This is a genomic window from Bradyrhizobium sp. 45, from assembly GCF_023073155.1.
Lineage (GTDB): Bacteria > Pseudomonadota > Alphaproteobacteria > Rhizobiales > Xanthobacteraceae > Bradyrhizobium > Bradyrhizobium canariense_D.
In genome coordinates this window covers 1298163-1320908 of record NZ_JADPIX010000122.1, presented here as the reverse complement: position 1 = coordinate 1320908, position 22746 = coordinate 1298163, and the positions used below count along the sequence as shown (strand labels likewise).

Sequence of the window (22746 nt, the reverse complement as noted above, 5' to 3'; positions counted from 1 at the left end):
AATGCTGTGCGCGCGTAGCTCCCATGAAAGAGGGGAAGCGCGAAATTTGCCGTTGTACTTCGGAGCGGTTCTAATAAGCTAACCTAATGACGTCATTCAGAAACCAGATCGCCGCGCGTTAGCGTTCGCAAGCTCAAGAAAAGGCCGCGGGGTCTTTGAGCCTGCGCGGACAGGGTAGGAATGAAACCGACCGATATTGCGGCCCCCGACTACTTTCACAAAGTGGTCGATTGCCAATGGGCCTGTCCTGCGCACACTCCCGTTCCCGAATACATCCGACTGATCGCCCAAGGCCGCTACAGCGACGCCTATATGATCAATTGGAAATCGAACGTGTTTCCCGGAATTCTGGGACGGACCTGCGATCGTCCATGCGAGCCGGCGTGCCGCCGCGGACGCGTCGAGGAGACGCCGGTCGCGATCTGCCGCCTGAAGCGCGTCGCCGCCGACTTCAAGGACGACATCACGCAGCGCTTGCCGCGCCCCTCGGCCAAGAACGGCAAGCGCGTTGCCTTCGTGGGGGGTGGTCCCGCTTCGCTGACGGTCGCCCGCGATCTCGCGCCGCTCGGCTATCACTGCACCGTGTTCGACGCCGATGCCCAAGCCGGCGGCATGATGCGCTCGCAGATCCCGAAATTCCGCCTGCCGGATTCGGTCATCGACGAGGAGACCGGCTACATCCTGGGTCTCGGCGTCGACTTCAAGGGCGGCCATCGCATCGAGAGCATGAAGGCGCTGCTCGCGGAGAAGTACGACGCAATCTTCGTCGGCTCCGGCGCACCGCGCGGCCGCGAGCTCGACATCCCCGGACGCAAGGAAGCAGCCGCCAACGTCCATATCGGCATCGACTGGCTGTCCTCGGTCTCGTTCGGTCATACCGACAAGATCGGCAAGCGCGTCATCGTGCTCGGCGGCGGCAACACCGCGATGGATTGCTGCCGCACTGCGCGTCGCCTCGGCGGCGAAGAGGTGAAGGTCGTCGTACGCTCCGGCTTCGAGGAAATGAAGGCCTCGCCCTGGGAGAAGGAAGATGCGCTCCACGAGGACATCCCGATCCTCAACTTCCTCGTGCCCACAGCCTTCGTCCACGACAACGGCAAGCTCATCGGCATCACTTTCCAGAAGGTGAAGGCCGAATATGACGCCAAGGGCCGCCGCAACCTCGTGCCCTCGGGCGAGCCGGACCAGACCATCGAATGCGACGACGTGCTGGTCGCGGTCGGCCAGGAGAACGCCTTCCCCTGGATCGAGCAGGACTGCGGCATCGAGTTCGATAAATGGCACATGCCCAAGGTCGATCCGCAAACCTTCGTCTCGACCAACCCGAAGGTGTTCTTCGGCGGCGACGCCGCGTTCGGGCCGAAAAACATCATCTGGGCGGTGGCGCAGGGCCATGACGCCGCGCTGTCGATCCACAAAATGCTCTCGGGCGAGGACATCACCGAGCGGCCATTGCCCGACGTGTACATCTCCTCGCAGAAGATGGGCATCCACGAATGGAGCTATGACAACGACATCTCCAACGACAAGCGCTACAAGGTGCCGCATCGCGACAAGGTGATCGCGCTGAAGGACATCCGCACCGAGGTCGAGCTCGGCTATGACGTCAAGCTGGCGCTGGGCGAAGCTCATCGCTGCCTGAACTGCGACGTCCAGACCGTGTTCTCGACCTCGCTCTGCATCGAGTGCGATGCCTGCGTCGACATCTGTCCGATGGATTGCATCACCTTCACGGACAACGGCGAGGAAGGCGATCTCCGTCAGCGCCTGAAAGCACCCTCGCTGCATCCGGACCAGGATCTCTATGTTTCCAGCGACCTCAAGACCGGGCGGGTGATGGTGAAGGACGAGGATGTCTGCCTGCATTGCGGGCTGTGCGCCGAGCGCTGCCCCACCGGCGCCTGGGACATGCAGAAATATTTGATCGAGATGACTCACGCAGGTTCAGCATGTCCGACAAAAAGCCGATCAGCAGCGTAAACGACTTCGTCGTCCGCTTCGCCAACGTCAACGGATCCGGCTCGGCCAGCGCCAACGAGATGTTTGCGCGCGCGATCCTGCGCCACGGCGTTCCGGTGAGCCCCCGTAACATCTTCCCCTCCAACATCCAGGGCCTGCCGACCTGGTACGAGGTGCGGGTGACCGAAGACGGCCATCTCGGCGCCCGCGGCGGCGTCGACATGATGGTCGCCATGAACCCGCAGACCTGGGACAAGGACGTCGCCGGCATCGAGCCCGGCGGCTATCTGTTCTATGATTCCACCAAGCCGATGCCGTCGACCAAATTCCGCGACGACATCACCGTGATCGGCGTCCCCCTGACCGCGATCACCAACTCGACCTATACCGATCCGCGCCAGCGCCAGCTGTTCAAGAACATCATCTATCTCGGGGCGCTCTCGGCGCTGCTCGACATGGATCCGAAGCTGATCGAGCAGCTGATCGGCGAGCAGTACAAGGGCAAGGAGAAGCTGCTCTCGTCCAACGTCCACGCGCTGCATCTCGGCCGCGACTGGGCACTGCAAAACCTGAAATGCCCGACCGGGCTGCGGGTGAAGAAGTCCGACAAGGTCGGCGACCGCATCTTCATCGAAGGCAACAGCGCCGCCGCGCTCGGCGCCGTCTATGGCGGCGCCACGGTGTGCGCGTGGTATCCGATCACGCCGTCTTCGTCCGTGGCCGAGGCCTTCACCGCGCACTGCAAGAAGTACCGGCACGACCCGGAAACCGGCAAGGCGAAATACGCCATCGTGCAGGGCGAGGACGAGCTCGCCTCGATCGGAATCGTGATCGGCGCCTCCTGGAACGGCGCGCGCGCCTTCACCGCGACCTCCGGCCCCGGCATCTCGCTGATGACCGAGTTCATCGGCCTGTCATATTTCGCCGAAATCCCGGCCGTGATCATGAACATCCAGCGCGCCGGTCCCTCGACCGGCATGCCGACCCGTACCCAGCAATGCGACATCATCGCCTGCGCCTATGCTTCACATGGCGACACCAAGCATGTGCTGCTGTTCCCGGAGGATCCCGCCGAAGCGTTCGAGTTCGCGGCCGCGGCTTTCGATCTCGCCGAGCGGCTCCAGACCACCATCTTCCTGATGCTCGACCTCGACATCGGCATGAACCACCGGCTCTGCCGTCCGCTGAAATGGGACGACGCCAAGCAATATGACCGCGGCAAGGTGATGACCGCGGAGATGCTGGACGAAGGCCGCGATTTCGGCCGCTATCTCGACGTCGACGGCGACGGCATCCCCTACCGAACCTATCCCGGCACGCATCCGACCAAGGGCTCCTATTTTACCCGTGGCACGTCGCGTGACCGCTATGCGCGTTACTCCGAAGAAGGCTCGGTCTACGCCGACAACATGCAGCGCCTGATGCGCAAGTTCGAGACCGCGCAGGATCTGGTGCCGCGGCCGCTCCAGGCCAATGCGGAACGGCCAACCAAATACGGCGTGATCTATTTCGGCTCGACCACGCCGGCGATGGACGAGGCGATCGGATTGCTTGAAGCGCGCGGGCATCAGCTCGACCGCCTGCGCATCCGCGCCTTCCCGTTCCACTCCAGCGTGGCGAGCTTCCTCGCCGAGCACGATTTCGTCTATGTAGTCGAGCAGAATCGCGACAGCCAGCTGCGCCAGCTCATCGTCAACGAAAACGGCATCGACCCGGTGCGGCTGGTGCCGATCGTGCATTACGACGGCTCGCCGATCACCGCCCGCTTCATCGCAAAAGCCATTGGCGACCACCAGGATCACATCAAGGTGACCCCGCTCCGCAAGGCCGTGTCATGACCTACATTGCAAAGCCGAAATTCCACCATCCCGGGCTGAAGAAGAACGAGCTCGGCTACACCCATCGCGATTACGAGGGCAAGATCTCGACGCTGTGCGCCGGCTGTGGCCATGACTCGATCACGGCCTCCATCATCGAGGCCTGCTATGAGCTTTCGATCGAGCCGCACCGGGTCGCCAAGATTTCGGGTATCGGCTGCTCGTCGAAGACGCCGGACTATTTTCTCGGCAATTCGCACGGCTTCAACTCCGTGCACGGCCGCATGCCCAGCGTCCTGACCGGCGCCAATCTCGCCAATCGCGACCTGATCTATCTCGGCGTCTCCGGCGACGGCGATTCCGCCTCGATCGGCTTCGGCCAGTTCGCGCATTCGATCCGGCGCGGCGTCAACATGACCTATATCGTCGAGAACAACGGCGTCTACGGTTTGACCAAGGGCCAGTTCTCGGCGACCGCCGACCGCGGCTCGAAGTCCAAGAAGGGCGTCACCAACACCGACAACGCCATCGACCTCGTCGCGATCGCGCTGCAGTTGGGGGCGACTTTCGTCGCGCGCTCGTTCTCCGGCGACAAGACCCAGCTCGTGCCGCTGATCGCGGCCGCGATCCGCCACAAGGGCGCGTCGTTCATCGACGTCATCAGCCCCTGCATCGCCTTCAACAACCATGCCGGCTCGACCAAGAGCTTCGACTATGTCCGCGAGCACAATGACGCGGTGAACCGGCTCGATGTGCTGGTCAGCCGCGATCCGATTGCGGTGGATTACGCACCCGGCACCGTGCAAATGGTCGAGCAGCATGACGGCAGCAGGATCGCGCTGCGCAAGATCGATGCCGACTACGATCCGCACGACCGGCTCGGCGCCCAAACCTTCCTGCAAAAGCACGCCGCCAAGGGACAGATCGTCACCGGCCTGCTCTATGTCGATCCCGACGCGGAAGACCTGCACGAGCATCTCAACACGGTCGAAACGCCGCTCAACACGCTGGAAGCCGACACGCTCTGCCCCGGCTCGGCGGCGCTGGACAAGTTCAACGCCAGCCTGCGGTGATTGCCTATCGTGCCGCGGCCGGCTGCCGGACGCGTATGGTGATCTTCTCCGACACGATGGGCGGCTCGAACGGATAGTGCTTGGCATCGCCCAGCACGAGTTGAAGCGTGTGCGTCCCGGGCGGAAGCTCGAGCAGCGTTTCGGTCTGCCCTGCCCCGAAATGCAGATGCGACTTGTCCTGCAGGATCGGCTCCTTGGGATCGATGGGGTCGTTGACGTCGATCAGCAGATGATGGTGACCGGCGTTCTGGTACTCGTCGCCGGCATGGGTCACTCCCATGTTGCGCAAGCCGAACCGGACCCAGAATCCGCCGCGCACCTTCTGCCCGTCACGCGGGGTGATGAAATAGAGCTTTGCGTCCTTGGGCGCTGCCTTGCCCTGCGAAAAGGCTGCCCCCGGAAGCAATGCGAGCGCCGCCGCCAGCGCGACGCAACGAAGGATCTGCATCAAACCAACTCCACCACTTAAGGACTGAGCGCCACGCGGAATCCGTGCGTGGGGTAACGAACATTGGTGTCGTAGCCATCGCGGTTGGACGGCCGCACATATCTCGAATCGTTCTTCCAGGAGCCCGAGCGCAGGACATGAGCGCTGCAGTCCCCGCTGCTCCATGCCGAGCCGTCGGTGGGCGCGCCCTGATAGGTCTTGTGCCAGCAGTCCTCGACCCACTGATCGACGCCGCCGCCCATGTCGTGGAGCCCGAACGGGTTCGGCTTGAAGCTGCCGACTTTCGCTGGCTGCTCGGCCGCGAGATCACCGCAATCCTTGCAACCGGCCATGCCCGGCTGCAGCTTGTCGCCCCACCAATATCTGGTCTGCGTTCCGCCCCGCGCGGCATATTCCCATTCGGCTTCGCTCGGAAGCCGATACGTCTTCTTCGTCGCCTTGGCGAGATAGGCCGCATATTGCTGCGCGTCGGTCCAGCTCACATTGCTGACCGGCGCATCGTCCTTGCCGATGGCGGTGAAGCTGCACGCCTTTGCAGCGGCGCACTCGTTCCATTCCTGCACGGTCACGGGATATTTGCTGATCGAGAACGGCTTCACCGTCACCTGATGGACGGGACGCTCGGTCGGGTCGTCGTTGCTTCCCATCGCAAAGCTGCCGCCGCGAATGGCGACCATCTCGGGTTCGCGGACGGGAATCGGCGATTGACTTACCGATTGACTCGTCGATTGATTTGGCGCCGGAGCGGGCGATGGAGATGATGAAGCCGACGAGGGAGAAGGCTGCGGCGTCTGCGGCGCCGCTTCGCGCGGCGGAGGCTGCGGGCTCGGCGATGCGGCAGGAGAGGCGGGAGTGACGGCGGCCTGCTCGCCTACCCTGCCCGGCGCCTGAGCCAGAAGATACCACAGCACGCCGGCGGCCATCACCGACAGCGTGATACCCAGGAGAAAGATCAGGGCATTCTCGCGCCGCCCCCGCGTCCTGCCGACCGCGTCTGCATCCGGCAGAACTTTATAAACGCGCACGGGATCGGTGATGTTCTTGACCTTGCGGTCCCCGAGCGACTCGTAACCGCACACGACCTTGTGCTTGATCTGCTCGTAGATCGCGCCGGAGATAAAGACCTGGCCTGGCTCGGCGATGCCCTCGATACGCGTGGCGATATTGACGCCGTCGCCGTAGACGTCGTCAGGCTCCACGATGACGTCACCGAGATTGACGCCAATCCGGTACTCGATCCGGGTGTTCTTCGGAAGCGAGGCGTTGCGGCCGATGAGATTCTGCTGGATGACGATGCTGCATCGGACGGCCTCGACCGGACTGTCGAAAATCGCGATGAAGCCATCGCCCGTCGTCTTCACCAGACTTCCGTTGTGCTCGACGATGCTGGGCTGGATGAGATCCCGCTCGATCCGCTTGACGCGGACGTGCGTGCCCTCTTCGTCGGCCTGCATCAGGCGGCTGTAGGAAGCGATGTCACCGACAATGATGGCCGCGAGGCGACGAGGCATAGGGCCGTGCGAAGGCGGCTCGTCATTCCCGGATCTGAAGTTGCGAATTTCGCCCATTGCGGGGACTCCACAAACTTGCAAAGGCAGACCCCAGCCTACGACTGCCAAAGGCGATCGTCTGTGAAGGCTATCACATCGATGGAATCGGGCAATGTCCGTGGAATCGCAGGCGCCGAGTTCCGAAAGGCGAAGGCGTCACGTCGAATGAACCTTCAGGACCCCACCGACGACTAATGCCCGGCGTGGAACTAATCACCTCGCTCCGCCCTGCGATGATGCTGTCAGCTGTGCGGACGTTGAACGCGTCGCACCGGGGCTGCGTCTACAGCGTACAGCTCAGCTGCTGCACGCGAGGCCATCATGAAGTCTTTTCTCGTTGCGGCCGTCTTCCTTGCCGCGCTCGGCGGCGCCGCTCACGCCGAGGAGGCCGACGATATCCGTGAGGCCATCAAGGCCGAAGCCGAAACCTTCAACGCGCGCATGTATGCCGGCGAACCCGGCAACAAGGCCTATGCCTGCTTCGTGCGCCGCTACGATGCCGAGCATCTGGCGCACCATCCGAAGCAGAAGGTCGCCTCGATGAAGCTGCTGATCTCGGCGGAGATGGACACCGAAGACAAGCAGTTCCACAACTCCTTCCGCCTCGGCTTCAGATATCGTCACCGCTCCGGCGATTTCGATTCCAGCGGCTCCTGTCATCACGCTGTGTTCACCAAGGACGGCACCGAAATCCGCCTCGGTTGCGGCGTCGACTGCGAGGGCGGCGGCATCGGCGTCGCGCTCTCGAAGGACGACAAATCGGCGATCGTGCGGCTGGCGCGGGTCAGGGTCTGGCAGAACAACAAGCCGGACGACGATGCCGAACTGTCACTGGTCGCCGGGGCCGACGACGGGATTTTCCGCCTAGATCGAACGGACAATAAGGAATGCGCCTCGCTCGTGACCGACCGCAAGGAACTCGCCGCGCTCCGCCACAAATGATATGTGTCCGGCACAATCGAGGGGAGATCGTCATGAACCGCCGGAACATCTTGTGGAGCGCCGTCTCAGGCCTGGGCGCGGCACTTGGCGCCTCCAGCGCGAAGGCCGCGACCGAGGCCGGCACGGGCAACAAGCTGAAGGTGGTCTATCACCTGAGCGATGCCGAGAAGGTCAACTTCGTCCTCGGCAACATCCAGAACCACATCGATGGCGTCGGCGGCCCCGACCATGTGACGATCGCGCTGGTGATCCACGGCCCGGCACTGAAGGCGTTTCACTCGGCGCAGGCCAACCCTGACATTAGCAAGCGCGTCGGCGATTTTTCCAAGGATGGCGTCGAGCTTGCCGCCTGCGGCAACACGATGAAGGCGCAGAACGTCACGCTCACGGATCTCCTGCCGGGCTTCGTCAGCGCGGAGAAGGGTGGCGTCGTCCGTTTGGCCGAGCTCCAGTCGCAGGGTTATCTCTATCTGCGGCCGTAGGAGCGCGCGCTCGACATCCCCCTTGACGTACCCATAACCCCAGGGTTATGAATATATCCATAACTTGCAGGTTATGGATTTTATGCCCGCCATCGCCCACGACCTTCTGTTCAGGACGCTCGCCGACCCCACTCGTCGGGCGATCTTCGAGCGATTGTGCCGCGAGGGCGAACAGACGGTCGGAGCCCTGACAGCACTGTCGGGCGTTTCCCAGCCCGCAGTCTCAAAACATCTCGGCGCGCTGAAGCAGGCTGGTCTGGTGCGCGACCGGCATCAAGGGCGGCAGACGCATTACAGCGCCCAGCCCGGCGCGCTCAATCCGCTGATCGACTGGACCAGCCAGATGACCGGATTCTGGCAGAACCGGCTCGATGCGCTCGACGATCTCCTGAAGAGGATGGACCAATGAACGAATCCCCCACCGAAACCCGATCTGTCGTCGTCGAGCGCGAATATGCCTTTCCGGCAGAGCGGATCTGGCGCGCGCTGACGCAGCCGCATCTGATCGAGGAATGGCTGATGAAGAACGACTTCAAGCCGACCGTGGGCCACCGCTTCAACCTTCGCGGCGAGTGGGGCGGCGTGTTGGACTGCGAGGTCCTCACCATCGAGCCGCAGAAGACGCTCGCCTACACCTGGAATTTCTCGCATGACGACGCGGCGTTCGATCTCAAGAGTGTCGTGACCTTCACGCTGACGCCGGCGGGCGCAGGCACGCATCTGCGCGTCGAGCAAGCGGGCTTCAGCCCGACGCAGAAGCAGGCTTTTGGCGGCGCGCATGCCGGCTGGAAGCAGTTTCTCGCCAAGCTGGACGAGCTGCTGGCAAGGGCAGACTAGCTCGGCCGCCGGCCTTCATTCAATCATCTCAAGAGGAGGTTTCATTGACCGGAAACATGTGGGTTCGACAGATCCATCGTTGGCTGTCGATCGCTTTCACGCTTGCCGTCATCGCCAACATCGTCGCCCTGACGCTGCAAGTCCAGGCGACGTGGATCGGCTTGCTCGCCTTCGTCCCATTGATCCCATTGCTTGCGACCGGACTCTACATGTTCGCGCTGCCATATCTCGGCCGCCGCCGCGGCGCCCGACAAGAGGCGTGAACATGAAGAAGGCCGTCACCGTGAAAAACAGCAGCGCGACGAAGGCGGATGGCGCTTCGCCATCCAGGATGATCGACGGCAGGATCAAGGAGCTCGGCGACTGGCGCGGCGACATGCTCGGACGAATCCGCGGCCTGATCAAGGAGGCCGATCCTGACGTCGTCGAGGAATGGAAATGGCGCGGCGTTCCGGTGTGGGAGCACGACGGCATCATCTGCACCGGCGAGACCTACAAGGCCGTGGTGAAGATGACGTTTGCCAAGGGCGCAGCGCTGGACGATCCAGCCGGCCTGTTCAACTCGAGCCTCGACGGCAACGTGCGGCGCGCGATCGATATTCGCGAAGGCGAGAAGATCAACGAGAAGGCGTTGAAGGCGCTGATCCGCGCAGCCGTGGCGCTGAATGCGTCCAAGAAGAAGCCGGCGAAACGTTCCGGATAGAACAGCCGTTGTGGAGCCACGAACGCTTTCCTTCTCCCCTTGTGGGAGAAGGTGGCGCGAAGCGCCGGATGAGGGGTCTCTATCGACACGGGAAACGTTGAGAGATACCCCTCACCGCAGTGAGCTTGTGTCTCCGAGCGTCGCCGCCCTCTCCCACAAGGGGCGAGGGCGCATCAACGCGCATCTCGCCGTATTGCTCCGCATAGTCAGCAGCGTCAGGCCACCGCCGAGATCGGGCGCGGGCTCACGACATATTCGCGCAGCACCTTGTCATTGGCGTCGACCTCGATCAGTGCGACGTCGTAGGTCCAGAGATCGGCCAGATGCTGGAGCACGCGCTTGGCGTCGGTCTCGTTGAGCTGCGCGCCCTTGATGACATGGTGATGCAGGATCAGCCGCCGGTCGCCGGAGAGATCGACGTCGACCACCTCAATATTCGCGTCGATGTAGCCGACATCGTGCTGCCGTGCCAGCTCGCGCCGAACGCGGCGGAAGCCCCGCTCGTCGTGAATGGCGTCGACCCGGATGCCGGCGCGTTCCTCGGGGTCATCATGCAGGTGGAACATGCGGAGGTGCCGCATCAGCTTCGGACTCAGGAACTGGGCGATGAAACTCTCGTCGCGGTAGTTGGCCCAGACGTCGCGCAGCACGCCCATCACGTCGTTCTTGCCGGCGATGTCCGGGAACCATTCGCGGTCCTCGTCTTCCGGCCTGGTGACGATGCGCTCGATGTCCTGCATCATGGCGAAGCCGAGCGCATAGGGATTAAAGCCGGAAAAGCGCTGGTCATCGAATTCGGGCTGGAACACGACATTGGTGTGCGACTGCAGGAATTCGAGGAAATTGCCGTCGCTGATGCGGCCCTGCTGATGCAGCTTGGTCATGATGCGATAGTGGACGTAGGTCGCCGTCCCCTCGTTCATCACCTTGGTCTGGCTCTGCGGATAGAAATATTGCGCGATGTGGCGGACGATGCGCAACAGCTCGCGCTGCCAGGGCGCCAGCCGCGGCGCGCTCTTCTCGAGGAAATACAGCAGGTTCTCCTGCGGCAGGCCGAGCAGCTTGCGGCGGCGTTCGATGCTGAGCGCGGACCGGGTCTTGCTCTTTCCCGCCGGCACGGTGCGCCAGAGGTCGTTGAAGACCTCCTCCTCGTGCTGGCGGCGGCGCCCTGCCCGCTTCTCTTCGGCGCGGAGGTCGAGCTTCTTCTTGCCGGGATAGCGGTCGATCCCATGCGACATCAACGCATGCGCGGCATCGAGGGTGCGCTCGACCTCCACGCGGCCGTAGCGATCCTCGCATTGCATGACGTAGTTCTTGGCGAAATCCAGATAGTCCAGGATGCCATCGGCGTCGGTCCACTGCTTGAACAGATAGTTGTTCTTGAAGAAGTGATTGTGGCCGAAGGCGGCGTGCGCGATCACCAGCGTCTGCATCGTCGCCGTGTTCTCTTCCATCAGGTAGGAGATGCAGGGCGAGGAGTTGATCACGATCTCATAGGCGAGGCCCATGAGGCCCTTGCGGTATGAGGCCTCGTGATACGCAAAGTGCTTTCCGAACGACCAGTGCTTGTAGAACAGCGGCATGCCGACCGACGAATAGGCGTCCAGCATCTGCTCCGCGGTGATGACTTCGATCTGGTTCGGATAGACGTCGAGCCCGAGATCTTTCGTCGCCACCTCCTCGCAGGCATCCGTGATGCGCTGCAAGGTGTGAAAATCCCAATCGGCGCCTTCGAACAAGCGTTCCGTCATGGAGCGGCTTTCTCCTGGGCAGTGTCGCGGCGCTGAAACAGTTCGTGGAACACCGGAAAAATTTCGCTGCGCTCGCTGACCTTGCGCATCGAGAGCGGTGCGCCGCTGTTGCGCAAGCGCTCGTAGAGGGTCCAGAGCGAGGAGTCGGACAGATCGAAGGCGCTGCCGCCGGACTCGCCGACCTCGAGATAGGCGAAGAACTGGCAGACCGGCAGGATTTTGTCGGTCAGCAGCATGCCCGCGAGCTCGCCGTCGGAATAGGAATTGTCGCCGTCGGAAGCTTGCGCAGCGTAGATATTCCAGTCCGACGGGCTGAAGCGTTCGCGCACGATCTCGTGCATGGCCTGCAGCGCGCTGGAGACCAGCGTGCCGCCGGAAGCCGGGCCATAGAAGAAGGTCTGCTCATCCACCTCCTCGGCGCGATCGGTGTGGCGGATGAAGACGATGTCGACATGCTTGTAGCGGCGCTTCAGAAATACGTAGAGCAGCATGTAGAAGCGCTTGGCGAGATCCTTCATGTGCTCGGACATCGAGCCCGACACGTCCATCAGGCAGAACATCACAGCCTGGGCAACGGGCTTTGGAACCGTCTCGAAGCGGCGGTAGCGGATGTCGAGCGGATCGATGAAGGGAATGCGCTTGGATTTCGCCTTCAGTTTTTCGAGCTGGGCTAGCAGCAGCAGACGCTCGTCCTCATCTGCGCAGGCAGCGATGGCGGATTCAAGCTCTTCGATCTCCTCCTTGCTGGGACGCTTGAGCGCGATACGGCGCGCCATTGCGCGCCGAACCGTCCGGCTCACCGAGATGTTGGATGGCGAGCCCGACGTGGTGTAGCCGGCGCGCTGGATGCCCTCGCTCTCGGTCTGCGCGATCTTGCGCTTGGCGAGATCAGGAAGTTCGAGGTCATCGAGGAAGAGATCGACGAATTCGTCGCGGCTGAGCACGAAGCGGAAGGCGTCCTCGCTGTCGCCTTCGCCCGGACCGGAATCCTTGGCACTGCCCTGGCCGGAGCGCTGGAGATAGTCGCCCTCGATGAACTTCTTGTTTCCGGGCAACACCATGTCGCGCGTTCCGCCGTCGCGGCGGAAACGCGGCTCGTGCATGCCGTCGAGCGGAATGGTGACCTCGCCACCCTCCAGGACGTCCTTGATGTCGCGTTCCTGCGAGGTCTTCTTGACGGCGCCCTGCACCAGGGATTTGGCCCGACGCAAGAACCGCTGCCGGTTCTCGAGACTCTTGCCGCCTGGATTCAGGCGCCTGTCAATAATGTGAATCGGCACTTTTCCATCCGCCTCAACCGGCCTGCTTCACGCGCATGTACCATTCGACGAGCCGGCGAACCTGACGCTCGGTGTAGCCGCGCTCCACCATGCGTGCGACGAACTCGCCATGCTTCTTCTCCGTCTCGCCGTCCTTCTTCGACCCGAAGGAGATGACCGGAAGCAGGTCCTCAACCTGGGAGAATATCCGCTTTTCGATCACATCGCGAATCTTCTCGTAGGAGATCCAGGTCGGATTCTTGCCGCCGTTCTGGGCGCGCGACCGTAACGAGAATTTGACCACCTCGTTGCGGAAATCCTTCGGGTTGGCGATGCCCGCCGGCTTCTCGATTTTGGTCAGCTCCTGGTTCAAAAGCTCACGATCCAGCAGCTGGCCGGTGTCGGCGTCCTTGAAATCCTGGTCCTCGATCCAGGCATCGGCGTAGTCGACGTAGCGGTCGAACAGGTTCTGGCCGTAATCCGAGTAGGATTCGAGATAAGCCTTCTGGATCTCGTTGCCGATGAACTCGGCATAACGCGGCGCAAGGTCGGCCTTGATGAATTCGAGGTAGCGCTTCTCGACTTCCTCGGGCAGTTGCTCGCGCTTGATCGATTGCTCCAGCGCGTACATCAGATGCACGGCGTCGGCGGCGACTTCCTGCGGATCGTGGTTGAAGGTCGCAGCCAGGATCTTGAAGGCAAAGCGGGTGGAAACACCGTCCATGCCCTCGTCGACGCCGGCGGCATCGCGATATTCCTGGACGCTGCGCGCCTTCGGATCGGTCTCCTTCAGGCTCTCGCCGTCGTAGACCCTCATCTTGGCGTAGATCGTGGAATTTTCGTGCTTGCGCAGGCGCGACATCACCGAGAACCGCGCCAGCGTTTCCAGCGTCGCGGGCGCGCAAGGCGCGGCCGCGAGCTCGGAGCCCTGGATCAGCTTCTCGTAGATCTTCTGCTCCTCCGTGATCCGCAAGCAGTACGGCACCTTGATCACGCAGATGCGGTCGATGAAGGCCTCGTTGTTCTTGTTGGCCTTGAAGCTCGACCACTCGGCTTCATTGGAGTGCGCAAGGATGACGCCGGTGAAGGGGATCGCGCCGATATTCTCGGTGCCGATATAGTTTCCTTCCTGCGTCGCGGTGAGCAGCGGGTGCAGCATTTTGATCGGCGCCTTGAACATCTCGACGAACTCGAGCACGCCCTGGTTGGCGCGGTTGAGGCCGCCGGAATAGCTGTAGGCGTCGGGATCGTTCTGCGCGTAGGTTTCGAGCTTGCGGATGTCGACCTTGCCGACCAGCGAGGAAATGTCCTGGTTGTTCTCGTCACCCGGCTCGGTCTTCGCGATCCCGATCTGGCGCAGCCGCGACGGCTGGATCTTTGCAACCCGGAACTGGGAAATGTCGCCGCCGAAGGCTTCCAGCCGCTTGTAGCACCACGGGCTCATCAGGCCGGTGAGACGGCGGCGCGGAATGCCGTATTTCTCTTCCAGCATTGGGCCGAGCTGATCCGGATCGAACAGGCTGAGCGGGCTTTCGAACACGGGCGAGAGCTCGTCGCCGGCCTTGAGCACGTAGATCGGATGCACCTCCATCAGCGACTTGAGCCGCTCGGCGAGCGAGGATTTGCCGCCGCCGACCGGACCGAGCAGATACAGGATCTGCTTGCGCTCTTCGAGGCCCTGCGCCGCGTGACGGAAGAAACCGACGATGCGCTCGATGGTTTCTTCCATGCCGTAGAAGCCGGCGAAGGCCGGATAGGTGCGGATCGTGCGGTTCAAAAAAATACGGCCAAGGCGTGGGTCCTTGGCCGTGTCAATCGTCTGGGGCTCACCGATCGCTGCTAGCAGTCGTTCGGCCGCGTTTGCGTATTTCATGGGATCGCTTCGACACGATTCCAGATACTCCGCCATCGACATGTCGTGTTGGCTTCTCGCCTCGAACGACTTAGCGAAAGCGTTGAATAGAGAATCGTTGTACATGATCCCTCTCCGCGTGAGTTCCGCTACACAATTGAACGAAAGCAGCGACCGGACCGTTCCTTAGCGCCACTCTCGAATCAGCGTGAGCACATGACGATCATTCGACACCCGGGCGCCTTCTCGGCGCAACGCACAACGTAGGCACAGGGTGAGTTACGAACAGGCACCTGCCTGATATTTGAGCGAATCTTTGTCTATATTGGCTCATTTCCAGAAAATGTCACTCGCTCGCAACATCCGGGCATTACCGGGGATGCGTTCATCCGGCGCCGCATCATAGCCGTCTGCGAACGGCGATCTTATGACGCTTGTGCGGCGAAGCCTTGCGTGGCGCGTTCATCTTCCTGCTGCAATGCGGTGCGTGGACCGCCGGCGGCGTGACAGTCGCGGCAAACGCGCAGCAGTGTATCAAAATCGGTCGCCAGGCCCTCCGACCGGATGACGATGCGATCGTCCGTCACACCGCGGGCCAAGCCGCGGATGCTGCAGAGCTGCCTCTGCAAGGCCGGCGTCGGCGTCAGCACGATCACCTTGCGCCCGCGGCGTTCTTCAGCCGAAATCTCCGCGATCGAGTCCCACAGCAGAAATTCATTGCCGATGCGAAGGTCGCGAATGCCATAGGGGGTGACGATCACCACCGATGCCCGCTCGGCGGGGAGCATCCAGATCAGCCGGCCGGTCATCGCGGCGAACGCCACCACGCCGGCATAGCCGACCGTCGTGTCGTAATCGCCAAAAGCGTTCCACCAGCCCAAGGCGAGCGTTGCGCTGAGCAGCGTCATGGCGAAACCCGCAACGATCAGCAACCGCAGTTGGGTCGTACATGGACCGATTTCGAGATCGTGGGACGCATCGACGCATCCGGTCGACGTGACCGACTGGGGGCTGTCTGTGACAGCGAGCGCCAGACGGTCATGATGTGCTTGCATGCTTTCCCCCAGCATGGCCATTCGCGACCGAGCCACGATGCATCAGGCGGACCGGAATCCGCTGATGAGTACTCCACGCAGCCGCTGGCGGCGAGGCGAGGCAGCTGGCGTTACACAACAAGGGCCTAGCCGATTCCTCACGGCCAACGACCTTTTACGCAACTCGGCTCCCTCTACGCGGATCGCCATGATCGCGACGGAGTTACACTGGAGGATATGACGCCCATACCCTTGATTGGTTCCCTCAAGGAAGCATGTAAGCTAGAGGATAGCGCGTCAGGACCGGCGCGGAAACCCCTCGCCCGCAGGCTTGGAGATAAATTAGCATCATGAATCCCGTCAAAGAACTGGAAAAGCACGGACAAGCCGTCTGGCTGGACTTCCTGGCCCGCGGCTTCATCGCCAAGGGCGACCTGAAGCGGCTGATCGATACCGACGGCGTCAAGGGCGTCACCTCCAACCCCTCGATCTTCGAGAAAGCGATTGGCAGCTCGGACGAGTACGACGCGCCGATCGGCAAGGCGTTGAAGCGCGGCGATCAGTCGGTCGCCGACCTGTTCGAGGCCGTCGCGGTCGAGGACATCCAGAACGCCGCCGACGTGCTGCGTCCGGTCTATGACCGCCTCAAGGGCGGCGACGGCTATGTCAGCCTGGAAGTCTCGCCCTATCTGGCGATGGACACCGCCGGCACGGTCACCGAGGCGCGGCGGCTCTGGAAGGACGTCAACCGCAAGAACCTGATGGTGAAGGTGCCGGCGACGCCGGAGGGCCTGCCGGCGATCGAGACCCTGATCGGCGACGGCATCAGCATCAACATCACGCTGCTGTTCTCCAGGGACGTCTATCTGCAGGTTGCCGAGGCCTATATCGCCGGCCTGGAGAAATACGTCGCAGGCGGCGGCGACCCCTTGCACGTGGCGAGCGTGGCGAGCTTTTTCGTCAGCCGTATCGACTCGGTGGTCGACAAACAGCTCGACGAGAAGATCGCCCGCGCCAACGACCCGAGTGAGAAGGAACGGCTCGCCGCGCTGAAGGGCAAGGTCGCGATCGCCAATGCGAAGGTCGCCTACCAGGATTACAAGCGCCTGTTCTCAGGTCCGCGCTGGGACAAGCTCGCGGCCAAGGGCGCCAAGCCGCAGCGCATGCTGTGGGCCTCGACCGGCACCAAGAACAAGGACTACAGCGACGTCCTCTATGTCGAGGAATTGATCGGTCCCGACACCATCAACACCGTGCCGCCGGCGACACTGGATGCGTTCCGCGACCACGGCACGCCGCGGGACAGCCTGGAAGAGAATGTCGACGACGCCAGGCGCGTGCTGGAAGAACTGGAGCGCTCCGGCGTCTCGCTCGATGCTATCACCGAGGAACTCGTCAAGGACGGCGTCAAGCAGTTCGCCGACGCCGCCGACAAGCTCTATGGCGCTGTCGCCCACAAGCGCGCCACCGTGCTCGGGCCTGCGATCGACCGCCAGCTGCTCTCGCTCGGCGACGGCCTCGGCAAGGCCGTAGCCAAGAGCACCGAGGAATGGCGCGCGTCGGCAAAGATCCGCAGGCTGTGGCAACGGGACAAATCGGTCTGGACCGGCACCGACGAGGACAAATGGCTCGGCTGGCTCGACAGCGCCGCCAAGGCCGACGTCGCCGATTATGAGGATTATGCCAGCCGCGTGAAAGGCCAGAAATTCTCCGACGCCGTCGTGCTCGGCATGGGCGGGTCAAGCCTCGGGCCGGAGGTGCTGGCCGAGACCTTCGGCAAGAAGCCCGGGTTCCCGAAGCTGCACGTGCTGGATTCCACCGATCCGGCGCAGGTGCGGGCAATGGAGGCCAGGATCGACATCGCCAACACCGTGTTCATCGTCTCCAGCAAGTCCGGCGGCACCACCGAACCGAATGCGATGAAGGATTATTTCCACGAGCGCGTCGCGCAGGCGGTCGGACCGAAGGTCAAGACCGGCCGTCGCTTCATTGCGGTCACTGATCCCGGATCGTCGCTGGAGACGGCGGCGAAGACGCTAAGCTATGCGCGCATCTTCCACGGCGAGCCCTCCATCGGCGGACGCTACTCGGTGCTCTCGCCGTTCGGCCTGGTGCCGGCGGCAACCGCGGGCGTCGATATCAAGACCTTCATCAAGCACGCGCTTGCGATGGCCCGCTCCTGCGGACCGGACGTGCCGCCGGCCGAGAACCCCGGCGTGCAGCTCGGCCTTGCCATGGGCCATGCAGCGCTCGAAGGCCGCGACAAGGTGACGATCCTGTCGTCGAAGAAGATTGCCGATTTCGGCGCCTGGGCCGAGCAGCTCATCGCGGAATCGACCGGCAAGGACGGCAAGGGCCTGATCCCGATCGACGGCGAGCCGCTGGGCGAGCCGGCGGTCTACGGCAATGACCGGCTCTTCATCGACATCCGTATCGAGGGCGAAGCGGACGCCGCCCATGACTCGCAGCTTGCTGCGATCGAAGCGGCCGGCCATCCCGTCGTGCGCATCGTGATGAAGTCGATCGACCATCTCGGCCAGGAGTTTTTCCGCTTCGAGATGGCAACGGCGGTCGCGGGCAGCATCCTCGGCATCAACCCGTTCGACCAGCCGGACGTGGAAGCGGCCAAGATCAAGACCCGAGAGCTCACCGCCTCGTTCGAAAAGACCGGCGCGCTGCCGGCCGAGCAGCCGGTGGTCAGCACCACCGAGGCCGATCTCTACACCGACGAGACCAATGCCGCAGCCCTGCGCGCCGCCGGCGCCAACGGCGACCTCACCTCGTGGCTGAAGGCGCATCTGTCGCGCTCCAACCATGGCGATTATGTCGCCCTGCTCGGCTACATCGCGCGCGACAAGGCGACGATCGACGCGCTCCAGACCATGCGGCTCGAGGTGCGCGAGAAACGACACGTTGCGACCTGCGCCGAGTTCGGCCCCCGCTTCCTGCACTCGACAGGACAGGCCTACAAGGGCGGCCCCGACACCGGTGTGTTCCTCCAGATCACCGCCGACGATGCCAGGGACCTGCCGGTGCCGGGCCAGAAGGCCAGCTTCGGCGTGATCAAGGCCGCGCAGGCACGCGGCGACTTCGACGTGCTTACCGAGCGCGGCCGGCGCGCGCTGCGGGTCCACTTGAAGGGCGGGCTCAAGAAGGGTCTCGCGACGCTCAATGCGGCGCTTAACGACGCACTGAACTAAGGGAATTCCTCAAATGCAACTCGGCATGATCGGCCTCGGCCGGATGGGCGGCAATATCGTTCGCCGCCTGATGCGCCAGGGACATTCGACCGTGGTCTATGACAAGGACGCCAAGGCCGTCGCGGGCCTTGCCGCAGACGGCGCGACAGGCTCGGCGACGCTCGAAGAGTTCATTGCGAAACTGGAGCGGCCGCGCACGGCTTGGGTGATGCTGCCGGCCGGCCACATCACCGAGACCACGATCGACACGATCGCGGCTGCGATGCAGGACGGCGACGTCATCATCGACGGCGGCAACACGTTCTGGCAGGACGACGTCCGCCGCGGCAAGGCGCTGAAGGAGCGCGGCATCCACTATGTCGACGTCGGCACCTCCGGCGGCGTCTGGGGCCTCGACCGCGGCTATTGCATGATGATCGGCGGCGAGAAACAGGTGGTCGATCGGCTCGATCCGATCTTCGCCGCGCTCGCGCCCGGCGCCGGCGACATTCCGCGCACGGAGGGACGTGAGGGGCGCGATCCCCGCATCGAGCAGGGCTACATCCATGCCGGCCCCGTCGGCGCCGGTCATTTCGTCAAGATGATCCACAACGGTATCGAATACGGCCTGATGCAGGCCTACGCCGAAGGTTTTGACATCCTCAAGAACGCCAACATCGAGGCCTTGCCGGCGGATCATCGTTACGATTTCGATCTCGCCGATATCGCCGAGGTGTGGCGGCGTGGCAGCGTGATCCCGTCCTGGCTGCTCGACCTTACCTCGACCGCGCTCGCGGATAGCCCTGCACTGGCGGAGTATTCGGGTTTCGTGGAGGATTCCGGCGAAGGACGCTGGACCGTGAACGCGGCGATCGACGAGGCCGTGCCGGCCGAAGTCCTGACCGCGGCGCTGTTCGCACGTTTCCGTTCCCGCAAGGAACACACTTTCGCCGAGAAAATTCTCTCAGCGATGCGAGCCGGTTTTGGCGGCCACAAGGAGCCGAAGCAGCCGACTGCTTCGAAGCCGAAATAGCAATTAGCAGAACGAAGGCCAATAGTTCGTGACAAAAGACCCGCAAGCCAAGCGCAAGCCGGAAAATTGCGCCTTCGTCATCTTTGGTGTCACCGGCGACCTCACCCATCGGCTGGTGATGCCATCGCTCTACAATCTGGCGGCCGAGCATCTGTTACCCGAAAAGTTCTGCGTGGTCGGCGTCGCCCGCCGGGGCCAGTCGGACAACGAGCTGCGCGACAGCCTATTGAAGGGCTTGCGCCAGTTCGCGACCCGGCCGGTGGACGACGACATTGCCAAGAAGCTGCTGGAATGCGTGACCTTCGTCGAAGCCGACGCAAAGGATCCGCCATCCTTTGATCGCCTGCGCGAGCATCTGGATTCCCTGGAATGCGCGCAGGATACCGGCGGCAACCGGCTGTTCTACCTCGCGACCCCGCCGGCTGCGTTCGCGCCGACCGCGCGCGAGCTCGGCCGCACCGGCATGATGAAGGAGAACGGGGCGTGGCGGCGCCTGGTGATCGAAAAGCCGTTCGGCACCGACCTCGCCTCGGCGCGCGCGCTGAATGGCGAGCTGCTGAAGATCATGGACGAGCACCAGATCTACCGGATCGATCACTATCTCGGCAAGGAGACGGTGCAGAACATCCTGGTGCTGCGCTTTGCCAACGGCATGTTCGAGCCGATCTGGAATCGCAACCATATCGACCACATCCAGATCACGGTGGAGGAAAAGCTCGGCGTCGGCCATCGCGGCGGCTTCTACGATGCCACCGGCGCGCTGCGCGACATGGTGCCGAACCACCTGTTCCAGCTGATGTCGCTAGTCGCGATGGAGCCGCCGGCGCGTTTCGACGCCCATTCGGTGCGCTCAGAGAAGGCCGAGATTCTGACCTCGATTCAGCGCCCGAGCGAAGAGGAAGCGCTGAAGAGCTCGGTGCGCGCCCAATATCTCGCAGGGCGCATCGGCGACGATGAGATCCCGGACTATCGCAAGACCGAGGATGTCAAACCCGGCAGCACTACCGAGACCTATGTCGCGCTGAAGCTGATGATCGACAATTGGCGCTGGGCCGGCGTGCCGTTCTATTTGCGGACCGGCAAGGCGCTCGGCCACAAGCGCACCGAGGTGGCGATCAAGTTCAAGCAGGCACCGTTGTCGATGTTCTCAGGCACCGCTGTCGATCGCCTCTCCCAAAACTTCCTCACGATCGGCATCGCACCCACCGAGACCATCGAGCTCCAGTTCAACGCCAAGATCCCGGGGCCGAGCGTCACCATCGACGGCGTCGAGATGAAGTTCCGCTATGGCGACTATTTCCGGGCCGATCCCTCGACCGGCTACGAGACGCTGATCTACGACTGCATGATCGGCGACAACATCCTGTTCCAGCGCGCCGACGGCATCGAAGCCGGATGGGAGGCGGTGCAGCCGTTCCTTGACGCCTGGAAGAACGCGGGCAGCAACGGCATCGAAACCTATCAAGCCGGCAGCGACGGCCCCGCCTGCGCCGATGAATTGCTCCGCCGCGACGGCCGAAGCTGGCGTAAGTTTTCGTGACGGCGGCGAGACAGCCGAAGCTGATCGTCGAGGCCGACGCCGAGGCTCTCGCGCGAGGCGCGGCCGAACGGGTGATGGCGCAAATCGCGGCCAATCCCGGGCGCATTGCGATCTGCCTGACCGGCGGCTCCAGCCCGAAGAGGCTCTACCAGCTGCTGGGCAGCGAGGCCTGGCGCGAAAAAATCCCGTGGGAGCGCGTGCACTGGTTCATCGGTGACGAGCGCTTCGTGCCCGAAAGCGATCCCCTCAACAACATGGCGGTCGCGCGCGCGACCTTTCTCGATCGCAACGCGCCCTCCGGCCATGTTCACCCGATCCCGACGACGGCTGACGACCCTGATCAGAGCGCCGAGGCCTATGCGCGCGAGCTGCAGTCTTTCTACGGCGCGGAAAGCCTGGATCCGGCACGGCCGCTGTTCGACATGGTCTTGATGGGCGCGGGGCCGGACGGCCACACGGCTTCGCTCTTCCCGGGCTACCCCGCGATCGAGGAGACGGGACGCTGGGTGGTCGGCGTCCCCAAGGCCAATGTTGCCCCCTTCGTGCCGCGGGTCTCGCTCACCCTGCCCGCACTGGCGTCCTGCCGCGAAATGCTGTTCGAGATAGCGGGGCACGACAAGCAGCCGATCTTGACGCGCCTGCTCAATGGCGAGACTCTGCCGGCTGTACGCGCGCGCTCGAATGGCGAGACCGTCTGGCTGGTCGACCGGGCCGCGCTTCCGGAGGGAATTCGTGGCCGGCGTTGAAGCACCTTGTGCATTGATCGTGATGGGCGTGTCGGGCTCGGGCAAGAGCACGGTTGCAAAAGCGCTCGGCGAGCGCCTCGGCTGGCGTTTCGAGGACGGCGACAGCTTTCATCCCGCCAGCAATGTCGAGAAGATGCGGGCCGGCCATCCCCTCACCGACGAGGACCGCTGGCCCTGGCTCAACGCCATTGCCGACGAGATCGCGAGGGTCTGTGACAAGGGCGAGCACGTCATCATCGCCTGCTCGGCGCTGAAGCATACTTATCGGGACGTGCTCCTGCGCGGACGCGACGACGTCCGCTTCATCTTCCTGAGGGGCACGAAGGAGCTGATCGCCGCACGCCTGGCGCAACGTAAGGGGCACTTCATGCCGCCCAGCCTGCTGACGAGCCAGTTCAACACGCTGGAGCCGCCGGAGGCTGGCGAGCACGTGATCACAGTCTCGATCGACGAATCCGTGGAAGCGATCGTAGACGGCGCGGTGCGGCAGTTGAAACTGGGCGGCGCGAAACGCTGAGGCCAAACACCCAAGAAACACCCA

Annotated in this window: 20 protein-coding genes; 14 read left to right on the top strand and 6 right to left on the bottom strand. The window is 63.1% G+C overall.

All coding sequences use genetic code 11. The features are described from left to right. Positions 1–180: 180 nt before the first annotated feature. Genes IVB42_RS26725 through IVB42_RS26715 form a run of 3 tightly spaced genes read left to right on the top strand, consistent with a single transcriptional unit; the run spans position 181 to position 4849 of the window. A complete protein-coding gene (locus tag IVB42_RS26725) occupies positions 181–1980 on the top strand; it encodes an FAD-dependent oxidoreductase (protein WP_247295015.1) in 1800 nt (599 codons plus the stop codon). Then, a complete protein-coding gene (locus IVB42_RS26720; protein ID WP_085385335.1) occupies positions 1950–3797 on the top strand; it encodes a 2-oxoacid:acceptor oxidoreductase subunit alpha in 1848 nt (615 codons plus the stop codon). The genes IVB42_RS26725 and IVB42_RS26720 overlap by 31 nt, the downstream gene beginning before the upstream one ends. Continuing rightward, complete coding sequence (locus tag IVB42_RS26715; RefSeq protein ID WP_085351892.1) at positions 3794–4849, top strand: 2-oxoacid:ferredoxin oxidoreductase subunit beta; 1056 nt, start codon at positions 3794–3796, stop codon at positions 4847–4849. The genes IVB42_RS26720 and IVB42_RS26715 overlap by 4 nt, the downstream gene beginning before the upstream one ends. Before the next feature lie 4 nt (positions 4850–4853). Here IVB42_RS26715 and IVB42_RS26710 read toward each other — a convergent pair whose 3' ends face one another. Together IVB42_RS26710 and IVB42_RS26705 are read right to left on the bottom strand one after the other, a co-directional pair. Beyond that, entirely contained in the window at positions 4854–5297 is a 444-nt protein-coding gene (locus IVB42_RS26710; protein ID WP_018454075.1) for a DUF4399 domain-containing protein, read from the bottom strand. Positions 5298–5314: 17 nt separating this feature from the next. Continuing rightward, positions 5315–6865, bottom strand: a complete 1551-nt coding sequence (locus IVB42_RS26705; protein WP_085385333.1) for an SUMF1/EgtB/PvdO family nonheme iron enzyme — start codon at positions 6863–6865, stop codon at positions 5315–5317. A gap of 303 nt (positions 6866–7168) precedes the next feature. On the opposite strand from IVB42_RS26705, the gene IVB42_RS26700 reads away from it, so the two are divergent. From IVB42_RS26700 to IVB42_RS26675, 6 genes are all read left to right on the top strand, one after another. Then, entirely contained in the window at positions 7169–7789 is a 621-nt protein-coding gene (locus IVB42_RS26700; protein ID WP_018454073.1) for a hypothetical protein, read from the top strand. A 32-nt stretch (positions 7790–7821) separates the two neighbouring features. Beyond that, positions 7822–8271, top strand: a complete 450-nt coding sequence (locus IVB42_RS26695; RefSeq protein ID WP_085385332.1) for a DsrE family protein — start codon at positions 7822–7824, stop codon at positions 8269–8271. 82 nt (positions 8272–8353) lie between these two features. Beyond that, a complete protein-coding gene (locus tag IVB42_RS26690; RefSeq protein ID WP_085361496.1) occupies positions 8354–8680 on the top strand; it encodes a metalloregulator ArsR/SmtB family transcription factor in 327 nt (108 codons plus the stop codon). Then, positions 8677–9108 carry an SRPBCC domain-containing protein gene (locus tag IVB42_RS26685; RefSeq protein ID WP_085361497.1) on the top strand — a complete coding sequence of 144 codons (432 nt, stop codon included), beginning with the start codon at positions 8677–8679 and terminating at the stop codon, positions 9106–9108. Before IVB42_RS26690 ends, IVB42_RS26685 begins: the two co-directional genes overlap by 4 nt. 44 nt (positions 9109–9152) lie before the next feature. Further along, positions 9153–9371: a hypothetical protein gene (locus IVB42_RS26680; protein ID WP_085385331.1), complete on the top strand. Its 219-nt coding sequence runs from the start codon at positions 9153–9155 to the stop codon at positions 9369–9371. A gap of 2 nt (positions 9372–9373) precedes the next feature. Next, on the top strand, positions 9374–9811 hold the full coding sequence (locus tag IVB42_RS26675) for a DUF1801 domain-containing protein (RefSeq protein ID WP_085352024.1): 438 nt from the start codon (positions 9374–9376) through the stop codon (positions 9809–9811). A gap of 215 nt (positions 9812–10026) precedes the next feature. Here IVB42_RS26675 and IVB42_RS26670 read toward each other — a convergent pair whose 3' ends face one another. The 4 genes from IVB42_RS26670 to IVB42_RS26655 all read right to left on the bottom strand — a co-directional run bounded on the left by IVB42_RS26670 (position 10027) and on the right by IVB42_RS26655 (position 15749). Beyond that, the gene (locus IVB42_RS26670) at positions 10027–11562 is read right to left on the bottom strand and encodes a SpoVR family protein (protein ID WP_007613791.1); all 1536 of its coding nucleotides are present in this window, start codon (positions 11560–11562) and stop codon (positions 10027–10029) included. Then, positions 11559–12836, bottom strand: coding sequence for a YeaH/YhbH family protein (locus IVB42_RS26665; RefSeq protein ID WP_247397577.1), 1278 nt, complete (start codon positions 12834–12836; stop codon positions 11559–11561). Before IVB42_RS26665 ends, IVB42_RS26670 begins: the two co-directional genes overlap by 4 nt. 19 nt (positions 12837–12855) lie before the next feature. Next, positions 12856–14799 (bottom strand): PrkA family serine protein kinase, encoded by a 1944-nt coding sequence (locus IVB42_RS26660; RefSeq protein WP_018454065.1) that lies wholly within the window; start codon positions 14797–14799, stop codon positions 12856–12858. 299 nt (positions 14800–15098) lie between these two features. Then, positions 15099–15749, bottom strand: coding sequence for a hypothetical protein (locus IVB42_RS26655; RefSeq protein ID WP_085351899.1), 651 nt, complete (start codon positions 15747–15749; stop codon positions 15099–15101). 308 nt (positions 15750–16057) lie between these two features. Between IVB42_RS26655 and IVB42_RS26650 the strand changes: the two genes are divergently transcribed. Genes IVB42_RS26650 through IVB42_RS26630 form a run of 5 tightly spaced genes read left to right on the top strand, consistent with a single transcriptional unit; the run spans position 16058 to position 22722 of the window. Next, entirely contained in the window at positions 16058–18907 is a 2850-nt protein-coding gene (locus tag IVB42_RS26650) for a bifunctional transaldolase/phosoglucose isomerase (RefSeq protein ID WP_247394777.1), read from the top strand. Between the two features lie 13 nt (positions 18908–18920). Next, positions 18921–19919: a phosphogluconate dehydrogenase (NAD(+)-dependent, decarboxylating) gene (gnd, locus tag IVB42_RS26645; protein ID WP_247295021.1), complete on the top strand. Its 999-nt coding sequence runs from the start codon at positions 18921–18923 to the stop codon at positions 19917–19919. A 28-nt stretch (positions 19920–19947) separates the two neighbouring features. After that, positions 19948–21459, top strand: coding sequence for a glucose-6-phosphate dehydrogenase (gene zwf, locus IVB42_RS26640; RefSeq protein ID WP_018454061.1), 1512 nt, complete (start codon positions 19948–19950; stop codon positions 21457–21459). After that, positions 21456–22205, top strand: a complete 750-nt coding sequence (gene pgl, locus IVB42_RS26635) for a 6-phosphogluconolactonase (protein WP_247295023.1) — start codon at positions 21456–21458, stop codon at positions 22203–22205. The genes zwf and pgl overlap by 4 nt, the downstream gene beginning before the upstream one ends. Continuing rightward, complete coding sequence (locus tag IVB42_RS26630) at positions 22192–22722, top strand: gluconokinase (protein WP_247471354.1); 531 nt, start codon at positions 22192–22194, stop codon at positions 22720–22722. The genes pgl and IVB42_RS26630 overlap by 14 nt, the downstream gene beginning before the upstream one ends. Positions 22723–22746 lie beyond the last annotated feature (24 nt).